This is a genomic window from Paraburkholderia acidipaludis NBRC 101816 (assembly GCF_000684975.1).
GTDB classification, from domain to species: domain Bacteria; phylum Pseudomonadota; class Gammaproteobacteria; order Burkholderiales; family Burkholderiaceae; genus Paraburkholderia; species Paraburkholderia acidipaludis.
The window spans coordinates 76,242-94,294 of the sequence record NZ_BAXZ01000009.1 but is presented as its reverse complement, the minus strand read 5'-3'; the positions used below and the strand labels follow the sequence as shown (position 1 = coordinate 94,294).

Annotated in this window: 17 protein-coding genes; 13 read left to right on the top strand and 4 right to left on the bottom strand. The window is 68.2% G+C overall.

The window, feature by feature from the left end:
* The first annotated feature begins 146 nt into the window (after window positions 1-146).
* On the top strand, window positions 147-971 hold the full coding sequence (locus tag BAC01S_RS12320) for an IclR family transcriptional regulator (RefSeq protein ID WP_043202050.1): 825 nt from the start codon (window positions 147-149) through the stop codon (window positions 969-971).
* A gap of 93 nt (window positions 972-1,064) precedes the next feature.
* On the opposite strand, the gene phnN is transcribed toward BAC01S_RS12320, so the two are convergent.
* From phnN to phnF, 3 genes are read right to left on the bottom strand one after another with little or no spacing between them, the layout of a single operon-like run.
* Complete coding sequence (gene phnN, locus BAC01S_RS12315; protein WP_027795038.1) at window positions 1,065-1,619, bottom strand: phosphonate metabolism protein/1,5-bisphosphokinase (PRPP-forming) PhnN; 555 nt, start codon at window positions 1,617-1,619, stop codon at window positions 1,065-1,067.
* A complete protein-coding gene (locus tag BAC01S_RS12310; RefSeq protein WP_027795037.1) occupies window positions 1,616-2,347 on the bottom strand; it encodes a DUF1045 domain-containing protein in 732 nt (243 codons plus the stop codon). Before BAC01S_RS12310 ends, phnN begins: the two co-directional genes overlap by 4 nt.
* On the bottom strand, window positions 2,344-3,102 hold the full coding sequence (phnF, locus tag BAC01S_RS12305; RefSeq protein WP_027795036.1) for a phosphonate metabolism transcriptional regulator PhnF: 759 nt from the start codon (window positions 3,100-3,102) through the stop codon (window positions 2,344-2,346). Before phnF ends, BAC01S_RS12310 begins: the two co-directional genes overlap by 4 nt.
* A 200-nt stretch (window positions 3,103-3,302) precedes the next feature.
* On the opposite strand from phnF, the gene phnG reads away from it, so the two are divergent.
* The 11 genes from phnG (at window position 3,303) to BAC01S_RS12250 (ending at window position 13,776) form a co-directional block, all read left to right on the top strand.
* Window positions 3,303-3,794, top strand: a complete 492-nt coding sequence (gene phnG / locus BAC01S_RS12300; protein ID WP_027795035.1) for a phosphonate C-P lyase system protein PhnG — start codon at window positions 3,303-3,305, stop codon at window positions 3,792-3,794.
* Window positions 3,791-4,444 carry a phosphonate C-P lyase system protein PhnH gene (gene phnH, locus BAC01S_RS12295; RefSeq protein ID WP_043202047.1) on the top strand — a complete coding sequence of 218 codons (654 nt, stop codon included), beginning with the start codon at window positions 3,791-3,793 and terminating at the stop codon, window positions 4,442-4,444. Before phnG ends, phnH begins: the two co-directional genes overlap by 4 nt.
* On the top strand, window positions 4,444-5,580 hold the full coding sequence (locus BAC01S_RS12290; protein WP_027795033.1) for a carbon-phosphorus lyase complex subunit PhnI: 1,137 nt from the start codon (window positions 4,444-4,446) through the stop codon (window positions 5,578-5,580). Before phnH ends, BAC01S_RS12290 begins: the two co-directional genes overlap by 1 nt.
* Window positions 5,577-6,473 carry an alpha-D-ribose 1-methylphosphonate 5-phosphate C-P-lyase PhnJ gene (locus BAC01S_RS12285; protein ID WP_027795032.1) on the top strand — a complete coding sequence of 299 codons (897 nt, stop codon included), beginning with the start codon at window positions 5,577-5,579 and terminating at the stop codon, window positions 6,471-6,473. The genes BAC01S_RS12290 and BAC01S_RS12285 overlap by 4 nt, the downstream gene beginning before the upstream one ends.
* Window positions 6,470-7,240 carry a phosphonate C-P lyase system protein PhnK gene (phnK, locus tag BAC01S_RS12280; protein WP_027795031.1) on the top strand — a complete coding sequence of 257 codons (771 nt, stop codon included), beginning with the start codon at window positions 6,470-6,472 and terminating at the stop codon, window positions 7,238-7,240. The genes BAC01S_RS12285 and phnK overlap by 4 nt, the downstream gene beginning before the upstream one ends.
* A gap of 10 nt (window positions 7,241-7,250) precedes the next feature.
* Complete coding sequence (gene phnL / locus BAC01S_RS12275) at window positions 7,251-8,024, top strand: phosphonate C-P lyase system protein PhnL (protein WP_027795030.1); 774 nt, start codon at window positions 7,251-7,253, stop codon at window positions 8,022-8,024.
* Window positions 8,025-8,059: 35 nt separating this feature from the next.
* On the top strand, window positions 8,060-9,193 hold the full coding sequence (locus tag BAC01S_RS12270; RefSeq protein ID WP_027795029.1) for an alpha-D-ribose 1-methylphosphonate 5-triphosphate diphosphatase: 1,134 nt from the start codon (window positions 8,060-8,062) through the stop codon (window positions 9,191-9,193).
* Between the two features lie 346 nt (window positions 9,194-9,539).
* Window positions 9,540-10,307, top strand: a complete 768-nt coding sequence (locus tag BAC01S_RS12265; RefSeq protein ID WP_027795028.1) for an ABC transporter substrate-binding protein — start codon at window positions 9,540-9,542, stop codon at window positions 10,305-10,307.
* A 259-nt stretch (window positions 10,308-10,566) separates the two neighbouring features.
* Window positions 10,567-11,682, top strand: coding sequence for a succinylglutamate desuccinylase/aspartoacylase family protein (locus tag BAC01S_RS12260; protein WP_027795027.1), 1,116 nt, complete (start codon window positions 10,567-10,569; stop codon window positions 11,680-11,682).
* A 323-nt stretch (window positions 11,683-12,005) separates the two neighbouring features.
* The gene (locus BAC01S_RS12255) at window positions 12,006-13,208 is read left to right on the top strand and encodes a porin (protein ID WP_043202043.1); all 1,203 of its coding nucleotides are present in this window, start codon (window positions 12,006-12,008) and stop codon (window positions 13,206-13,208) included.
* Window positions 13,209-13,371: 163 nt separating this feature from the next.
* Window positions 13,372-13,776 (top strand): DUF6232 family protein, encoded by a 405-nt coding sequence (locus tag BAC01S_RS12250; RefSeq protein ID WP_027795025.1) that lies wholly within the window; start codon window positions 13,372-13,374, stop codon window positions 13,774-13,776.
* A gap of 60 nt (window positions 13,777-13,836) precedes the next feature.
* Here BAC01S_RS12250 and BAC01S_RS12245 read toward each other — a convergent pair whose 3' ends face one another.
* Window positions 13,837-16,290, bottom strand: a complete 2,454-nt coding sequence (locus tag BAC01S_RS12245; RefSeq protein WP_027795024.1) for a glycogen/starch/alpha-glucan phosphorylase — start codon at window positions 16,288-16,290, stop codon at window positions 13,837-13,839.
* A 407-nt stretch (window positions 16,291-16,697) separates the two neighbouring features.
* On the opposite strand from BAC01S_RS12245, the gene BAC01S_RS12240 reads away from it, so the two are divergent.
* On the top strand, window positions 16,698-18,050 hold the full coding sequence (locus tag BAC01S_RS12240; protein ID WP_027795023.1) for an MFS transporter: 1,353 nt from the start codon (window positions 16,698-16,700) through the stop codon (window positions 18,048-18,050).
* Window positions 18,051-18,053: the final 3 nt, after the last annotated feature.

Below are 18,053 nucleotides of genomic sequence, written 5' to 3'. Positions count from 1 at the left end.
TGACCAAAATCAATGACGCTTGAGCGCTTTCGCCACTTCCGGCACTCTCGCGCGCAGCGGCCCCCCGCGCCGCCGGTTGGCGAAACAGGGCGCTTGCGCTATCGTCATGGGTTCGTTACGCGCCGCCGAGCCCTTTTCCGACGCCCATGACCTCTGCATCCAGTGCCTCGCCCGACCGTCCCGCCGAGCAGCCGGAGATCCCCGACAAGCCGGGCGACTCCTATGTGCAGTCGTTCGCCCGCGGACTTTCGGTGATCCGCGCGTTCAACGCCGAACGCCCCGAGCAGACCCTCACCGACGTCGCCGCCGCCACCGGCCTCACGCGCGCCGGCGCGCGCCGCATCCTGCTCACGCTGCAGACGCTCGGCTACGTCGAGGCAGAAGGCCGCCTTTTCCGCCTCACGCCGAAGATCCTCGACCTGGGCTTCGCCTACCTCACGTCGATGCCGTTCTGGAACCTGGCCGAACCGGTCATGGAAGAGCTCTCGGGGCAGGTGCACGAAAGCTGCTCGGCAGCGGTGCTCGACCGCACGGAAATCGTCTACGTCCTGCGCGTGCCCACGCACAAGATCATGACGATCAACCTCTCGATCGGGAGCCGCCTGCCGGCGTATTGCACGTCGATGGGGCGGGTGCTGCTCGCGGCGCTCGACGAGGACGCGCTCGACGCCACGCTCGGCGCCTCGCCGCTCTACGCGCACACGCCGCGCACCGTCACCGACAAGGACGAGCTGAAGAAGGTCATCGCCCAGGTGCGCCAGCAGGGCTGGGCCATCGTCGACCAGGAACTGGAAGGCGGCCTGATCTCGATCTCCGCGCCTATCCGCAACCGCCAGGGCCGCGTGATCGCGGCAATGAACATCAGCGGGAATGCGCAGCGGACCTCGGCGAAGCAGATGGTCAAGACCTTCCTCGAACCGCTCCAGCAGGCCGCGCAGCGCGTCTCCGGCATGGTGGCGCGACGCACCTGAGCGTCGCTGCGCGGCCAGGTGGCGGCACACCACGGCGCCGGGCGCGCGAAAGGCGCCGCATCCCCGGCTTCCAGGCCACGCGCGAACCCGCGCTCAGCGGCCCGCCGCCACGCGGCGCACCACCTCCACGAACGCCTCGCCGGCCTCTTCCAGCCGCCCCGAATTGTCGATGCGCGCCAGGCACGCGCCTGCCGGCACCTCGAACGGCGCCTGGCGCGCGAGACGCGCGGCGATCTGCGCGGGCGTTTCGCGTCCGCGCGAGGCGAGGCGCGCCGCCAGCACGGGGTGCGCCGCCTCGACATGCACGAGCGTCATCTGCGGATAGCGCTTGAGCGCCTCGCCCATGTAGGCGCGCGAGCCGTTCACCACCACCGTGCAGCCGAGCCCGAGCCACTGGTCGATCTCCACGCCGATCCCGTAGCGCAGCGCATGGCTGCGCCACTGCAGCGCGAAAAGGCCGAGCCGGGCGCGTGCGTCGAACTCGTGATCGGTGAGCGCAATGTGGTTCTCGCCGCCGCCTTCGGCGCGCGTGATGTAGCGGTGCGCCAGCACCACGCCCTCGGCCGCGAGGCGTGCGCGCGCAAAACCCAGCAACGAGTCCTTGCCCGCCCCCGAAGGCCCCATCAGGTAAATCAGCCGGTCGTTCATCGGCGCGGCCTCCCTCCCGCGAACGCCACCCGGCGCCACAGCGCAAACGGCGCACCCGGCCGCGGTTCGACGAAGAGCGCGACACCGTCCACCGGCAGCGCACCCGCTTCCGCCATCTGCGCGTTCCACGCCGCCACGAGCGCGTGCCGCTCGTGCGCATCGTCGAGCGAATCGGAGAGCGTCATGTGGAACCGGTATTCGTCGAAGATGTACGGGTAGCCCCATGCCTCGACATAGGCGCGCTGGCGCGCCGTGAGCGGCGCGTCGAGCCGTTGCGCGAGCTCGGCCGGAGTCTGCGCGGCCCGCAGCGCCGCCAGCGTGCGCAGCGCGTCGGCAGCGAGCTCGCACACGGCGGCGTCGCCCGCTTCGTCGGCGGGACGCAGGGCGACGAAGCGGCCGAGCGTCGCCGCCTCGACGGTCAATGCAAAGGGCGACCGCGTCGCGGCCCATTGCTGCGCGGCGGCCAGCAGCGCCTCGGGGGTCACGCCGGGCGCGAGGCGAAACGGCGGCACTAGCGTGCCGTGCCAGCCATAGCGGCGCGGCGCGACGGTGACCTCGGCGAGCGGCCGGGCAAGACCCGCAGGCTGCGGCGCATGCAGCGCTTCACCGCTCTCCGGATCGCGGCCGAGCCACGCGCAGCCCGCTCGCCAAAAGGCCGATTCGCGCGGCGGCGCATAGTAGATCGCGAAGCGCGCGGCGTCGCCCAAGGCTTCGGCTGCGTCCGTCATACGTCGTGCTCCACCATCAGCTGCACGCGGTCGGCCGCGAAGTGCGTGATGCCGTACTTGATCGGCGTGCCGTCCATGTCGACGTCCACATTTTCGACCACGAGCACGGGCTGCTGCCGGTTGATGTTCAGCCGCCGCGCCACCTCGGGCTCGGGCAGCGCGCTGCCGATGCGGCTCCATTTACGCAGATAGTCCGCCACGCCGTATTCGGCCAGCGCCTTCGAGGTGCTGTCGAAGCGCTCCATCACGGCGGGCAGGTCGGCGAAGCGCGCGGCCGGATACCAGTTGCGCGCATAGGTGAGCGGCACGCCGTCCAGCTCGTGCAGCGTCTCGATCCGATAGACCAGCGCGCCCGCGCGAATGCCCAGCGCCTTCGCGACGGTCGGCTCCGCTTTCACGCGCGACGACGACAGCAGCTTGCCCACCGCCGCTTGCTGGTGCTGCCGGAGGTTTTCGGTAAAGCGCGTGCGCCTGCCGATCGTATAGTCGATCGCGCCCGGCTGAACGAAGGTGCCGCGCCCCTGCTCGACGCTCACGAGCCCGCTTGCCGCGAGGCCGAGCATCGCGCGCCGCACCGTGTGGCGGTTCACGTCGAAGCGCCTGGCCAGCTCGCCTTCGCTCGGCAGGCGGCCGTCCTCGCCGAAGCCCTGCGCCGCGATTTCGGCCGAGAGTATCTGTTCGATCTGCCGCCACACCGCCACGCCTGCGCCGCGCTCGAGCCGGGCGCCCTGCGGCGCGTCGTCGTTCGATGTCATGGTGCTGTCATTCCTTCCGGGTTCAATAGCGCTTCCCGCATTGTAGTGCGCAAGGCGTGATGGAAATATGAAAACATCCCCTTCGCTGCATGTAGACGACTGCATGACCAGACGTCTAGACGTTTAGATGAATAGATGGTCCAATAACGAACTGCAGCGACGTTCGCAGGACTCTCCCGTTCACGACACAGGAACCGCAGATGAACGCTACCTCCGTCCCGCCCCCGGCCGCATCGCGGCGCGCATGGATGGCGGTGCTCGCCCGCACGCCGCGCGAGGATCTCGAAGCGGCGTTCGCGGCCGCGCTGGAAGGCGCCGCCGCGCCTGCCTTCGACTGGCTGCGCCCGCCGCAAACGGGCCTCGCGATGGTGCGCGGCCGCATCGGCGGCACCGGCAATGCCTTCAATCTCGGCGAAGCCACCGTCACGCGCGCCACGCTGCGCCTGCGCGGCGCGAACGGCGCTGGCAACGGCACGGTGGGGGTGGCCTGTCACCTGGGACGCGACAAGCGCCGCGCCGAACTGGCCGCGCTCGCCGACGCGCTCCTGCAGCAGCCCGAGCGCCACGCCTCGTTGCACGCGCAACTGATCGTGCCGCTCGCCGCGCGCGCAGAGGCGCAACGTGCCGCGCGCCGTGCCGCCACTGCCGGCACAAAAGTGGAGTTTTTCACCATGGTTCGAGGTGACGCATGATCGACGAACGCCAAACCGCCCTTAACCCGCAAGCCGCACACCTCGCGCTCGACACGCTCGCGCCCGGTTTTGCCGATCCCGTTCACGACACCCAGGCCGTGTTTCGCACGCTGCTCGACGCGCTCGCGCGTCCGGGCCGCATCGGCGTGATCGAAACGGTGCTGCCCGCCGCCGGCGCCACGAACGGCGGCGAACGCGCCGGCCTTGCGGCGTTCGCTTCGCTGCTTGCGCTCGCCGACTACGCCACGCCCGTGTGGCTCGCGCAGCCCGACGCCGCGCTCAGTGCCGCACTGCGCTTTCACGCGGACGCGCCGCTCGCCGCCGCACCTGGCGAAGCCGCGTTCGTCTACGTGCACGACGCCGCGGCGCTGCCGCCGCTCGCTTCGTTCGCCATCGGCACGCCCGAATCGCCCGAGCTGTCGGCTACCGTGTTCGTGCGCGTCGCCTCGCTCACGGGCGGCGCGCCCGTCACGCTGCGCGGGCCGGGCATCGAAAATGCTCGCACGATCGCGCCGGTCGGCCTGCCCGAGCGCTTCTGGCAGGAACGTGCCGCGCTGGGCCCGCTCTTTCCGTGCGGCATCGACTTCTATCTCGTCTGCGGCGGCCGGCTGGTCGGCCTGCCGCGCACTACCCGCGTGGAGATGAACTGATGTACGTCGCCGTCAAAGGGGGAGAGCGCGCGATCGAAGCGTCGTGGCGCCTGCTCGACGAGGCGCGCCGCGGCGACACGCGCGTGCCCGAACTGAGCGTCGCGCAGATTCGCGAGCAGTTGCGTCTCGCCGTCGCGCGCGTGATGGCCGAAGGTTCGGTGTACGACGAAGAGCTTGCCGCACTCGCCATCAAACAGGCCGCCGGCGATCTCGTCGAGGCCATTTTTCTGCTGCGCGCCTATCGCACCACGTTGCCGCGCTTCGGTTATACGGAGCCCGTAGAAACGGAACGGATGGACGCGGCACGCCGCATTTCGGCCACCTTCAAGGACGTGCCGGGCGGCCAGGTGCTTGGCGCGACCTACGACTACACGCAGCGCCTGCTCGATTTCGCGCTGCTGGCCGAAGGCGGCGACGTTGGCGAAGGCGCGGAAAGCCCGGAGTCGCACGCAGCCGCATCGCCTGACGCCGCAGCGCAGGCACCGATGCCGCGTGTCATTTCGCTGCTCGACAAGGAAGGCCTGATCGAGCAGGAAACGCCTGCACCCGGCGCGCCCGAACCCGGCGATCTTTCGCGCGAACCGCTGTCGTTTCCGGCCGACCGCGCCGTGCGCCTGCAGAATCTCGCGCGCGGCGACGAAGGCTTCCTGCTGGCGATGGGCTATGCGACGCAGCGCGGCTACGCGCACTCGCATCCGTTCGCGGGCGAAATTCGATTTGGTTCGGTCTCCGTAGAAATGATGCTGGACGAGCTCGGCGAAGCCGTCGAGATCGGCGAAATCGAGTTGACGGAATGCCAGATGGTCAACCAGTTCGCGGGCAGCAAGGACGTGCCGCCCGCCTTCACGCAAGGCTACGGCCTCGCCTTCGGCCACGCCGAGCGCAAGGCGATGGCGATGGCGCTAGTGGACCGCGCGCTGCGTGCCGAGGAGCTGGGCGAAACACTCGCCTCGCCCACCCAGGACATCGAGTTCATGCTCTCGCACAGCGACAACGTCGAGGCCTCGGGCTTCGTGCAGCACCTGAAGCTGCCGCACTACGTCGATTTCCAGGCCGAACTCGAACTCGTGCGCCGCCTGCGCGCACAACACGAGCGGCACGGACAGCCGGACCCGACGAACGAGGAGGCCGCATGAACGCGCCCGCCACGCTCGCCGCGCCCATCGCCTCCCACGAAACGCAGGCCGCCGAGGGCTACAACTTCGCCTACCTCGACGAGCAGACCAAGCGCATGATCCGCCGCGCGCTGCTCAAGGCCGTGGCGGTGCCCGGCTACCAGGTGCCGTTCGCCTCGCGCGAGATGCCGCTGCCCTATGGCTGGGGCACGGGCGGCATCCAGGTGAGCGCGGCGATCATCGGGGCGAACGACACGCTCAAGGTGATCGACCAGGGCTCGGACGACACCACGAACGCCGTGAACATCCGCCGCTTCTTCGCGCGCACGACGGGCGTGAAGACCACGCGCCGCACGCGCGAGGCGACGATCATCCAGACGCGCCACCGCATTCCGGAAACACCGCTCACGGAAAACCAGATTCTCGTCTATCAGGTGCCGATGCCCGAGCCCCTCTTCCGGCTGGAGCCGCGCGTGGCCGAATGCCGGAAGCTGCACGCGCTCGCCGACTACGGCCTCATCAGCGTGAAGCTCTACGAGGACATCGTGCGGCACGGCAGCATCGCGACGACCTACGACTATCCGGTGACGGTCAACGGCCGCTATCTCACCGCGCCTTCGCCGATCCCCAAGTTCGACAATCCGAAGCTCCACATGAACGCCGCGCTGCAGTTGTTCGGCGCCGGCCGTGAGCGCCGCATCTACGCGATTCCGCCCTGGACGCCGGTCAAGAGCCTCGACTTCGACGATCATCCGTTCGAAGTCCAGCGCTGGGAGCATGCGTGCGCGCTCTGCGGCTCGCGCGAAAGCTTCCTCGACGAAATGATCGTGGACGATGCGGGCAAGCGCATGTTCGTCTGCTCGGACAGCGATTACTGTCACGAGCGCCGTGAAGCACAGGGAGAGCCGACATGACGCCCCTGCTGAGCGCCCGCCGTCTCACGAAGCAATACGGCGGCCGCAATGGCTGCCGCGACGTGAGCTTCGACCTGTACCCCGGCGAGGTGTTGTGCATCGTCGGCGAGTCGGGCTCGGGCAAGACCACGCTGCTCAATGCGCTCGCCCTGCGCACCGAGGCCGATTCCGGCGAACTGCGCTACGTGAGTTCGGGAGGCGAAGCGCTCGACCTGCGCGCGCTCTCCGAGCCGCACCGGCGCCGCATCATGCGCACCGAATGGGGCTTCGTGCAGCAGAACCCGCGCGACGGACTGCGCGCCGGCGTTTCCGCGGGCGCGAACATCGGCGAGCCGCTCATGGCCGTCGGCGCGCGTCATTACGGCCAGATCCGCCACACCGCCCAGCAATGGATGGAGCGCGTGGAACTCGACGCCACGCGCATCGACGAACTGCCCTCCGCGTTCTCGGGCGGCATGCAGCAGCGTTTGCAGATCGCGCGCAATCTCGTCACGGGCCCGCGCCTCGTTTTCATGGACGAGCCCACGGCCGGCCTCGACGTCTCCGTGCAGGCGCGCCTGCTCGATCTGCTGCGCACGCTCACGACCACGCTGCATCTTTCGGTGCTGATCGTGACGCACGATATCGGCGTCGCGCGCCTGCTCGCGCACCGGCTCATGGTGATGCAGGGCGGCACGGTGGTCGAAGCGGGCCTGACCGACCAGGTGCTCGACGACCCTCAGCACCCCTACACGCAGACGCTGGTGGCCTCCGTGCTGCCGGTCTAGGATGATCGACATGATGCGTACCGCCTCCTCCCCCCACGCAAGCGCCTTTGTCGAGCGCCCCGCGCTGATGCTGCGCGCGCAGGATGTGCGCAAGACGTTCACGCTGCACGGCCAGGGCGGCATCGGCATCGAAGCGCTCGCGGGCGTCTCGCTGGACGTCGAGCGCGGCGAATGCGTCGTGCTCGTCGGGCCGTCCGGCGCGGGCAAGAGCACGCTGCTGCGCTGCCTCTACGGCAATTACCTCGCGAGCGGCGGCTCGATCGCCATTCGCGACGACGATGCATCGGAGCAGCACCTCGAAATCACGGGTGCGGCGCCGCATGACGTGCTGCGCCTGCGCCGCAACGTGGTGGGCTATGTGAGCCAGTTCCTGCGCGTGATTCCGCGCGTCGCCACGCGCGACCTCGTCGCGGCGCCGCTTGTGGCGCGCGGCGTGGCGCAAAGCGAGGCGCACGCGCGCGCCGAAGCGCTGCTCGCACGGCTAAACGTGCCGCGGCGGCTCTGGTCACTCGCCCCCGCGACGTTCTCGGGCGGCGAGCAGCAGCGCGTGAACATCGCGCGCGGCCTGATCGCCGGGCATCGCGTGCTGCTGCTGGACGAGCCCACGGCCTCGCTCGATGCGGAGAATCGCGAGGTGGTGTCGAGCCTGATTGTCGAGGCGCGCGAACTCGGCGCGGCGATCGTCGGCGTCTTCCACGACGAAGACACGCGCGAGCGCGTCGCCACGCGCCGCCTTGCGCTCACCGCGCCGCGCGCGCAGACGGCATTGAACGAAGCCGCCTGAAACCGCTCTACCTGTTCTGCTTACGGAGCCAGACGATGTTGATCAAGAACGCTCGCATCGTGACGCGAGACGAGGTTTTCACCGGCACGCTGCGCGTGGAGGACGGCCGGATCCGCGAGCTGTCGCGCGGCACGACGTCCGCCCCCGAGGCCGAGGACTGGATGGGCGACTATCTGCTGCCCGGCCTTGTGGAACTGCACACCGACAATCTCGAGAAACACCTCGCGCCGCGCCCCGGCGTGCACTGGAATACCGACGCCGCGTTTGTGATCCACGACGCGCAGATCGCGGCGGCCGGCATCACGACCGTATTCGACGCGCTCGCCATCGGCACGCGCCTTTCGGTGGGCGTGCGCGGCCGCGAGGTGCAGCTCGCCTGCGCGGGGGCGCTCTCGCGCTTCTCGGAGCGCGGCCTGCTGCGCGCCGAGCACTTCCTGCATCTGCGCTGCGAAATCGCGACCCAGGACGTGATCGAACTCTTCGACACGCTGAGCGCGCACCCGCTTTTGCGCCTCGCCTCCGTGATGGACCACACGCCGGGCCAGCGCCAGTGGCACGACCGCGAGCAATGGCGCCGTTTCCAGGAGCGCTACGGCAAGTGGACCGACGAAGAGGCCGCGACAATGCAGGCCGAACTGGCCGACGAGCAGCAGCGCTTCGCCGACGCGCATCGCCGCCAGATCGTCGAGCGCTGCCGGGCGCGCAACCTTCCGCTCGCAAGCCACGACGACACGCTGGTCGAGCACGTCGAGCAGGCCGCCGCGGAAGGCATCGTGCTGGCCGAATTCCCGACCACGCGCATCGCGGCCGAGGCCGCGAAAGCGCGCGGCATCTCGACCATCATGGGCGCGCCGAACCTCGTGCGCGGCGGCTCGCATTCGGGCAACGTTTCGGCGCTGGAGCTCGCGCAGGCGAACCTGCTCGACATCCTCTCGTCCGACTACGTGCCGTCGAGCCTCCTCACGGCGGCATTCGACCTCGTGACCAAGGCCGGCTGGCCGCTGCCGCGCGCAATGGCGACGATTTCGTGGGAGCCGGCGCGCCGCGCCGGGCTCACGGACCGCGGCGCCATTACGCCAGGCCTGCGCGCGGACTTCGTGCGCGTGACGATGCTCGACGATTTGCCGGTGCCGCGCGCCACGTATCTCGCGGGAAGGCGGGTGGTCTGAACCGCACGGCGGGCGCCGCTTGCCGTCGACTGTTGCAACCAGGCATCGCATTCCGCTTTTCGCAGACAATTCATGCCGATCGCATAGCTTCCTGCCCGGGCCTTGCCCAGCAAGGCTTTAGGCCCCTCGCCAGCGGGCGTCGGCGGTTCCTTTCGGCGCGCATTCTTGCGCTATCCGGTATTACACTAGCGACGCAGCAATTTTGACCGGGTAAGCTTCTGCCCGCGCCGCCGGCTCTCGCGCCGGCAAGCCCAAAGAAAGTCCGGGATGCACAACGCGCCGGACAATGCGCCGCGGCGGCATGACCGCACGCGGCGCTCCATGAACCATCCGAGGAGTACACATAGTGAAAAAACTGCTTGCCGCCCTGTCGGTTGCCCTGCTGGCCGTATCGGCCGGCGCCGCCCACGCGAAAGACTGGACGACCGTCCGCTTCGGCGTCGATGCCAGCTACGCGCCGTTCGAATCCAAAGCACCGGATGGCAAGCTCGTCGGCTTCGACATCGACCTCGGCAACGAAATCTGCAAGCGCCTGAACGCCAAGTGCGTGTGGGTCGAGCAGGACTTCGACGGCATGATCCCGGCCCTGAAGGCGAAGAAGTTCGACGGCGTTCTCTCGTCGATGACGATCACGCCGCAGCGCGAAGAGCAGATCGCGTTCTCGGCGAAGCTGTTCAACACGCCGACGCGCCTCGTCGCGAAGAAGGGCACGAACCTCCTGCCGACGGCCGATTCGCTCAAGGGCAAGTCGGTGGGCGTGGAGCAGGGCACGATCCAGGAAACCTACGCGAAGGAAAACTGGGCGCCCAAGGGCGTGAACGTGGTGCCTTACCAGAACCAGGACCAGGTCTACGCCGACCTGATCTCGGGCCGTCTGGACGCCGCGCTGCAAGACGAAGTGCAGGCCGACCTGGGCTTCCTGAAGACCCCGCGCGGCGCGGGCTTCCAGTTCGCCGGCAAGGAAATCCCGACGGGCGCGGCCGCCATCGGCCTGCGCAAGGAAGACGCCGACCTGAAGACGAAGATCGACAAGGCCATCGCCGACATGATCAAGGACGGCACGTACAAGAAGATCGAAGCGAAGTACTTCGACTTCGACGTGTACGGCGGCTGATCGACGCGCGTTCCGAGCCTCGCGGCGTGTTCCCCGAGGTGAGAGAAAAACCCGGACGGCGATCCGGGTTTTTTTTCGCCCCTGCTTCGTCTGCTTCGTCCGCGCAATCCGCGCGCTCCACGCCTCGGCGCGTTTCCACCGAAGTTACGGCGCCAGATCGAATCCGCTAAGATCGCTTCTTGCAGCCCGGCTGCGGGCTTTCCTTTCACGAACCCACTACCCACGTGTGCCGCGGCCTGCCGCAGCGCGCGTCTCCCACATGCGTACCCAGAACCATCCGTTGATAGCGCCCGCCCTCGGCACCGCCCGGCAGATCACGAGCTTTCACTACGGCACGGGCGGCGGCCAGAAGGTGTACGTGCAGGCCTCGCTGCACGCGGACGAACTGCCGGGCATGCTCGCCGCCTGGGCGCTGCGGCGCAAGCTCGCCGCGCTCGAAGCGGCCGGCCGCATCCGCGGCGAGATCGTCGTGGTGCCGGTGGCCAATCCGATCGGCCTGAACCAGCAGTGGCTCGGCCATCTCGTCGGGCGCTTCGAATCGAACACGGCGCAGAACTTCAACCGCAACTTCTACGACCTGACGGCGCTCGTGCTGCCCGCCATCGAGGAACGCCTCGGCCCGGACGCCGACGCCAACCGCCGGGCCATCCGCGCGGCCATGGGCGAGGCGCTCGCCGCCCAGAAGCCGAAGAACGAGCTCGATTCGCAGCGTCTCGCGCTGCAGCGCCTCTCCTACGATGCCGACATCGTGCTCGACCTGCACTGCGACTGGGAAGCGGCGCTGCACCTCTATACGAACCCCGAGCTGTGGCCCGACGTCGAGCCGCTCGCGCGCTATCTCGACGCGAAGGCGTCGCTCCTCGCGTTGAACTCGATCGGCAACCCGTTCGACGAGATTCACAGCTTCTGCTGGACCGAGTTGCGCGAGCGCTTCGGCAAGCGCTTCCCGATTCCGCACAGCGCCATCTCCGTGACGGTGGAGCTGCGCAGCCAGCGCGACGTCTCGCACGACTTCGCCGAGCACGACGCGCAAGGCATCGTCGATTACCTGATCCATCGCGGCGTGATCGAGGGCACCCCGGCGCCGCTGCCGGCGCTGGCGTTTCCGGCCACGCCGCTCGCCGGCACCGAGCCGATCGTCGCGCCCGCCAGCGGCGTGATCGTGTTTCGCGCCGATACCGGCGCCTGGATCGAGGCCGGCGCGCCCGTGGCCGACATCGTCAACCCGCTCACCGACGAAGTGCTCACGCTGAACAGCACCGTGAGCGGCGTGATGTACGCGCGGCACAGCGCGCGCTTCGCGACGGCGGGCATGGAAGTGGCCCACATCGCGGGAGACCGGCCCATCCGCAGCGGCTCGCTCCTGTCGCTCTAATCCGTCTGTCCATCCGGCTCATGCGGCTGCATGAGCCGGCTTCGCGCCGCTCCGGCGACCCTCCCCAATACTTCGCACTCCGCATCAAGACCGGCCGGACGAAACTTAAACGCTCAATGAACAAATTTTCATATTGAAAGATTAAAAGCTGAAAAAGAGCGTCTGGACGGCCATTCGAGGCGCGCGACGAATCGCTAAAATCCCCGCCACAAAAGGCGTTCAAGGCTGATGTCTTATTTATGCAACATAAATAAGACATATCAGTAATATTAAAATAATGCCACATACCTTTCGCGATTGATGTTTAAATTTCAGCGCGTCGCATGACCCTGTCCGCCAGAAACGGGGCATTCGAATCTTTCCTCAATCCGGAGAATGTTTTGAAGAAAATTTTGACCACCGCCGTTTTTGCCTCGGTCGCGGGCGGGGCGCATGCGCAAAGCAGCGTCACGCTGTCCGGCCTGATCGACGCGGGTATCAGCTACAACAGCCACATCAAGAACGCCACGGGCGGAAGCAGCAGCTACTGGGGCTACGGCGACGGGGTCGCGCAGGGCAGCCGCTGGGGCCTGCGCGGCACGGAAGATCTGGGCGGCGGCACGCAGGCCATCTTCGTGCTCGAAAACGGTTTCGTCAGCGGCACGGGCGCAGCAGGCCAGGGCGGTACGCTGTTCGGCCGCCAGGCCTACGTCGGCCTGACGCAAAACACGATCGGCTCGCTCACGTTCGGCCGTCAATACTCGTTCAGCACGGACTACCTCGGCGGCTACTACTCGAACGGCGGCAACACGGCCGTGGGCAACTGGGCCTATCACTTCAACGATATCGACCAGCTGACGTCGAGCCGCATCGACAACTCGGTCAAGTTCTCGAGCGTAAACTTCGCAGGCCTGACCTTCGGCGGCTTGTACGGCTTCTCGAACACGACTTCGTTCGCCGGCGCACCCACCACCTCCGCGGAAGCTTCGTCGCGCACGTACAGCTTCGGCGCGAACTACGCCTACGGCCCGTTCGGCCTCGGCGCCGCCTACACGGATATCACCTACCCCGGCGCGGCCTCGCCCGCCTTCACGACGACCATCGCCGGCATTGGTGGCGCGCTGAAGGACCTGCGCACGTTCGGCGTGGGCGGCCGCTACGCGCTCGGCCCGGCCACCGTGTGGGCCCTCTGGACGAACACGCTGCTCTCGCAGATCGCCTCCTCGTCCTACCTGTACAACGCCTACGAAGTGGGCGGCAAGTACACGTTCACGCCGGCGCTCTCGGGCCAGCTCGGCTATACGTACTCGCGTGCCTCGGGTCTCTTCGGCGCGCACTGGAACCAGGTCGACGCCGCCGTCGACTACCTGCTCAGCAAGCGCACGGACGTCTACCTGGCCGTCGCTTACCAGGACGCGTCGGGCTCGTACAAGGGCGCGCCGGTGCAGGCGCAGATCGGCGACTCGAACTCGAGCATCTTCCAGCCCTCGGGCTCCGGCTCGCAGAATCAGGTCGCCGTGCACGTCGGCATGCGCGTCAAGTTCTAGGCAGGCCAGCAACGGCCAGGCGCCGGTCCGCGACGCGGGCGGGCGCCACGTGCCGACGGGGCATCCGGCAGGATGCCCCGTTTCCTTTGCGGCGTCACGCCGCCGGGCGCGACGCACGCGCTTCTGGTACGCTGCGCCCTTTCCCTTCGCAGCTTTCTCATCGATGGAACTCCCCTTCAACGAAGCCGGCGTATCGGTCACGCGCAACGCGCTCTCCGTCGCGGGCCAGGTCTTCGCCTTGCGCGACATCGAGGACGTGCAGGTCGTGACCGGGCGCCGCAACCGCATCCTGCCGGTCGCGCTCTCGGCAGCCGGCGTCGTGCTCGGCGCATGGGGCGGCCTTCACGGTTCCGGTGGCGGGCTCGTCTGCGGGGTGATGCTGTTCGTGGTCGGGCTGATCGCGTGGTTCACGCAGGACGTCACGCACCGGCTGATCGTCGTGATGGGGGGCGAGCGGCGCGAGGCGCTGACGAGCCTCGACCGCGGTTTTGCCGAACGCGTCGAGCAGGTCGTGCGCCTCGCCATGGCGGGCCGCCCTGACGCGGCCGCGCGCAGCCCGGCGCATTGAATCGCGGACCGGGCCGCGCACTGACCCGACACGAAGCCCGGCAGGAACGCAGCCAGCGCGTCAGCCCAGATCGATCGGCTTGACGTGCCAGATATCGCGCCCGTATTCGGCAATCGCGCGATCCGACGAGAACGGCCCCATCGCCGCCACGTTCTCGATCGAGCTCGCCGTCCATCCCGGCACGTCGAGAAAGCGCCGGTCGGCCGCTTCCTGCGCGGCGACGAAGGCCGCGAAATCGGCAAGCACGAGGTAGTGGTCGCCCCAGTCCACGAGCGTGTGGAAAATTTCCGTGAAGCGCGCCGGGTCGCCCGGCGAGAAGAAGCCCGTGCGGATCTGGTCGAGCGCGGTGCGCAGCTCGGCGTTCTCCTCGTAGATCTGGCGCGGCCGGTAGCCCGTGGCGCGCAGCGCATCCACTTCGTCCGACGTATGGCCGAAGATGAAGATGTGCTCCGGCCCCACCGCCTCGCCGATCTCGACGTTCGCGCCGTCCAGCGTGCCCATCGTCAACGCCCCGTTGAGCGCGAGCTTCATGTTGCCGGTGCCGGAAGCCTCCGTGCCCGCCGTCGAGATCTGCTCGGAAAGATTCGCCGCCGGAATCAGCACCTCGGCCACGCTCACGCCGTAATTGGGCACGAACACCACCTTGAGCCGGTCGCCCACCCGCGGGTCGTTGTTCACCTTCGCGGCCACGTCGTTGATGAGCCGGATGATCATCTTGGCCATGCGGTAAGCCGACGCGGCCTTGCCCGCGAACACCACCACGCGCGGCACCCAGTCGCGCTGCGGGTTCTCGACGATGCGGTTGTAGCGCACGATCACATGCAGCACGTTTAGCAGCTGCCGCTTGTATTCGTGAATGCGCTTTACCTGCATGTCGAAGAGCGCGTCCGGGTCGACCGTCACCCCTAGACGCTGAGCAATGCGCTGCGCGAGCCGCACCTTGTTGCTGCGCTTGGCCGCGCGAAACGCCGCTTCGAACGAAGCGTCGCCGCGCAGCTTGCGCAGGCCGTGAAGCTCGAGCAGATCGCTGCGCCAGCCCGTGCCGATGCTTTCGTCGATCAGCCGCGCGAGCGGCGGGTTCGCCTGCGCGAGCCAGCGGCGCGGCGTGATGCCGTTCGTGACGTTCGTGAAGCGCTCGGGAAAGAGGCGCGCGAAGTCGGCGAAGATGTCGCGCTGCATGAGCTGCGAATGCAGCTTCGAAACGCCGTTGACCTTGTGGCTCGCCACGATCGCGAGATAGGCCATGCGCACGCGGCGCGGGCCGTATTCGTCCACGAGCGAGATGCGGCGGATCATGTCGAGGTCGTGCGCGCCCTGTTCGTTCGCCTCGCGCAGAAAGGTCGCGTTGATATCGAAGATGATTTCGAGGTGGCGCGGCAGCAGGCGCGCCAATAGTTCGATATCCCAGGTTTCCAGCGCCTCGGGCATCAGCGTGTGATTCGTGTACGAGAACACGCGGCCGACATGGCGCATGGCTTCGTCCCACGGCATGCCGTGCACGTCCACTAGCAGACGGATCAGCTCGGGGATGGCGAGCACCGGGTGCGTGTCGTTCAGGTGCACCGCCACCTTGTCGGAGAAGCGCCCGAACGTGCTGTGCGTGCGCAGGTAGCGGCGGATCAGATCCTGCATCGTGGCCGAGACGAAGAAGTACTCCTGGCGCAGGCGCAGCTCGCGGCCGGCCATGGTCGAATCGTCGGGATAGAGCAGGCGCGAGACGTTCTCCGACTCGTTGCGCGCTTCCACCGCGCGCTGATAGTCGCCCCGGTTGAAGGCGGAAAGGTCGAGCTCCTCGTCCGCGCGGGCGGACCACAGGCGCAGCGTGTTGGTCGCGCTCGTGGCGTAGCCGGGAATCACGGTGTCGTAGGCCATCGCGTTGACGTGCTGCGTGTCGATCCATTCGACCGTGCCGTTGCGCTGCACCGTGCGCCCGCCGAAGTGCACGTGATATTGCACCTCGGGCCGCGGAAATTCCCACGGATTGCCGGCGTGCAGCCAGTAATCGGGCGCCTCCACCTGCTCGCCGTCGACGATCTGCTGCCGGAACATGCCGTAGTCGTAGCGGATGCCATAGCCGAAGCCCGGAATCCCGAGCGTCGCCATCGAATCGAGAAAGCATGCGGCGAGGCGCCCGAGGCCGCCGTTGCCGAGCGCGGCGTCCGGTTCGAAGTCGATCACCGACTCCATGTCCACGCCGACGTCGGCCAGCGCCTCTTTCATCTGGTCGTAAATGCCGAGCGCGAGCAGCGCGTTGGAAAACGTGCGGCCGATCAGAAATTCCATCGAAAGGTAGTAGACGCGTTTGACGTCCTGGTCGTACTGCCGGCGCGTGGTGACCATCCACCGTTCGACGAGCCGGTCGCGCACGGCCAGCGCCGCGGCATGCAGCCAGTCCTGCGGGCGCGCCGTGACGGCGTCCTTGCCGACGCCGTACATGAGGCGATTGGAAATGGAACGGCGCAGCGCCTCGGCGCTGTTCTTCAACTGGTCGAATTCCAGACCTATGGCTGTCATCGATACCTCCTGTCGACCGGAGTTGGTGTGCTGCAGCGATCCGCCGGGCCGCGAGCACAGATCAAGTTTGCAGAGTAGGACATTTTCCCGGCGCTTGCGGCGGCGCGCCATGGGACGGGGCGCTGTTGCAAGCGGCGTGCCGCAGTGCGGCATTCGTATCGCCCAAGGTCGCCGGTAAAGGCCGTTAGTTGCATTGCCGGAACCCATCGACCCGGATCGCCGCCCCGTCTCGCGGCCAGCCTTACAGTCAGCCCACGCCATGGGACGCTTCCTGCACGATCCGCTGTGCTCTGCAACAATCGCAGATCGGCACGCCGCGCGCCGCCGCCCCCTTTCTTCCGCCTGAGACCGCCTTGCCCGAAACCACGTCCGCGACCCGCGAGGTGCAGTCCGACGGCGACGCACCGATATCCGCAAAGAATCGCCGCGCGATGGCCGCGGTGATGCTGGCCGTCGCGCTCGCCACGCTCGACACCGCCATCGCCAATACCGCCCTGCCGGCCATCGCCGCCGACCTGCACGCGGCGCCCGCGGCTTCGGTCTGGATCATCAACGCCTACCAGCTCGCCATGGTCGCGACGCTGCTGCCGCTCGCCGCGCTCGGCGACATCGTCGGGCACCGCCGTGTCTACGTGAGCGGGCTCGCGATCTTCACGGTGGCGTCGCTCGCCTGCTCGCTCTCGCCCACGCTCGGCGCGCTCGCCGCCGCGCGCGTGCTGCAGGGCCTCGGCGCGAGCGCGATCATGAGCGTCAACACGGCGTTGATCCGCTTCCTCTATCCGCCGCACCGGCTCGGGCGCGGGCTCGGCATGAACGCGCTCGTGGTGGGCGTCTCGTTCGCCATCGGGCCGACCATCGCCTCGGTGATCCTTTCGCTGGGCACCTGGCCGTGGCTCTTCGCGGTCAACGTGCCGCTCGGCGCCCTCGCGCTCGCATTCGCACTGCCGGCGCTGCCGCACACGGCCACCGGGAAGCACGCCTTCGATCCCGTCGCGGCGGTCCTGAACGTCGTCGCGTTCGCCGCGCTGATCTTCGCGCTCGGCGAATCGGCGCAGCGCGCGAGCGCCGGCGTGGTCGGCATCGCCGCGGCGATCGCGCTCGTCTTCGGCGTGCTGCTGATCCGGCGCGAAGCGGGCCATCCTGCGCCGATGCTGCCCGTCGATCTCTTCAGGCGGCCCGTGTTCACGCTTTCGGCCTTGACGGCGGTCTGCTCGTTCGCGGCGCAGGGTCTCGCGTTCGTCTCGCTGCCGTTCTATTTCGAAACCGTGCTGATGCGCAGCCAGGTGGAAACCGGCTTTCTCATGACGCCCTGGTCGGTGGTCGTGGCCGCCGCCGCGCCCATCGCCGGGCGGCTGTCCGACCGCTACCCGCCCGGACTCCTCGGCGCGATCGGGCTCGCGATCCTCTCGGCAGGCATGGCCTCGCTCGCGCTGATGGCGCCGCATCCCGGCGTGGAAGCCATCGTGTGGCGCATGGCGATTTGCGGCGCGGGCTTCGGCTTTTTCCAGTCGCCCAATCTGCGCGCGATCATGTCGAGCGCGCCGCCCGAGCGCAGCGGCGGCGCGAGCGGCATCATCGCCACCGCGCGGCTCATCGGGCAGACCACGGGAGCAGCGCTCGTCGCACTGTGCTTCGGCCTCGCGGGACGCCACGGGCCCACCCTCGCGCTGACGCTCGGCGCCGTGTTCGCAGGCGCCGCGAGCGTGGTGAGCGGTGTACGCCTCTTCGCGCCGTCGCACCGGGCGGTGCGCCGCGCCTGAAGC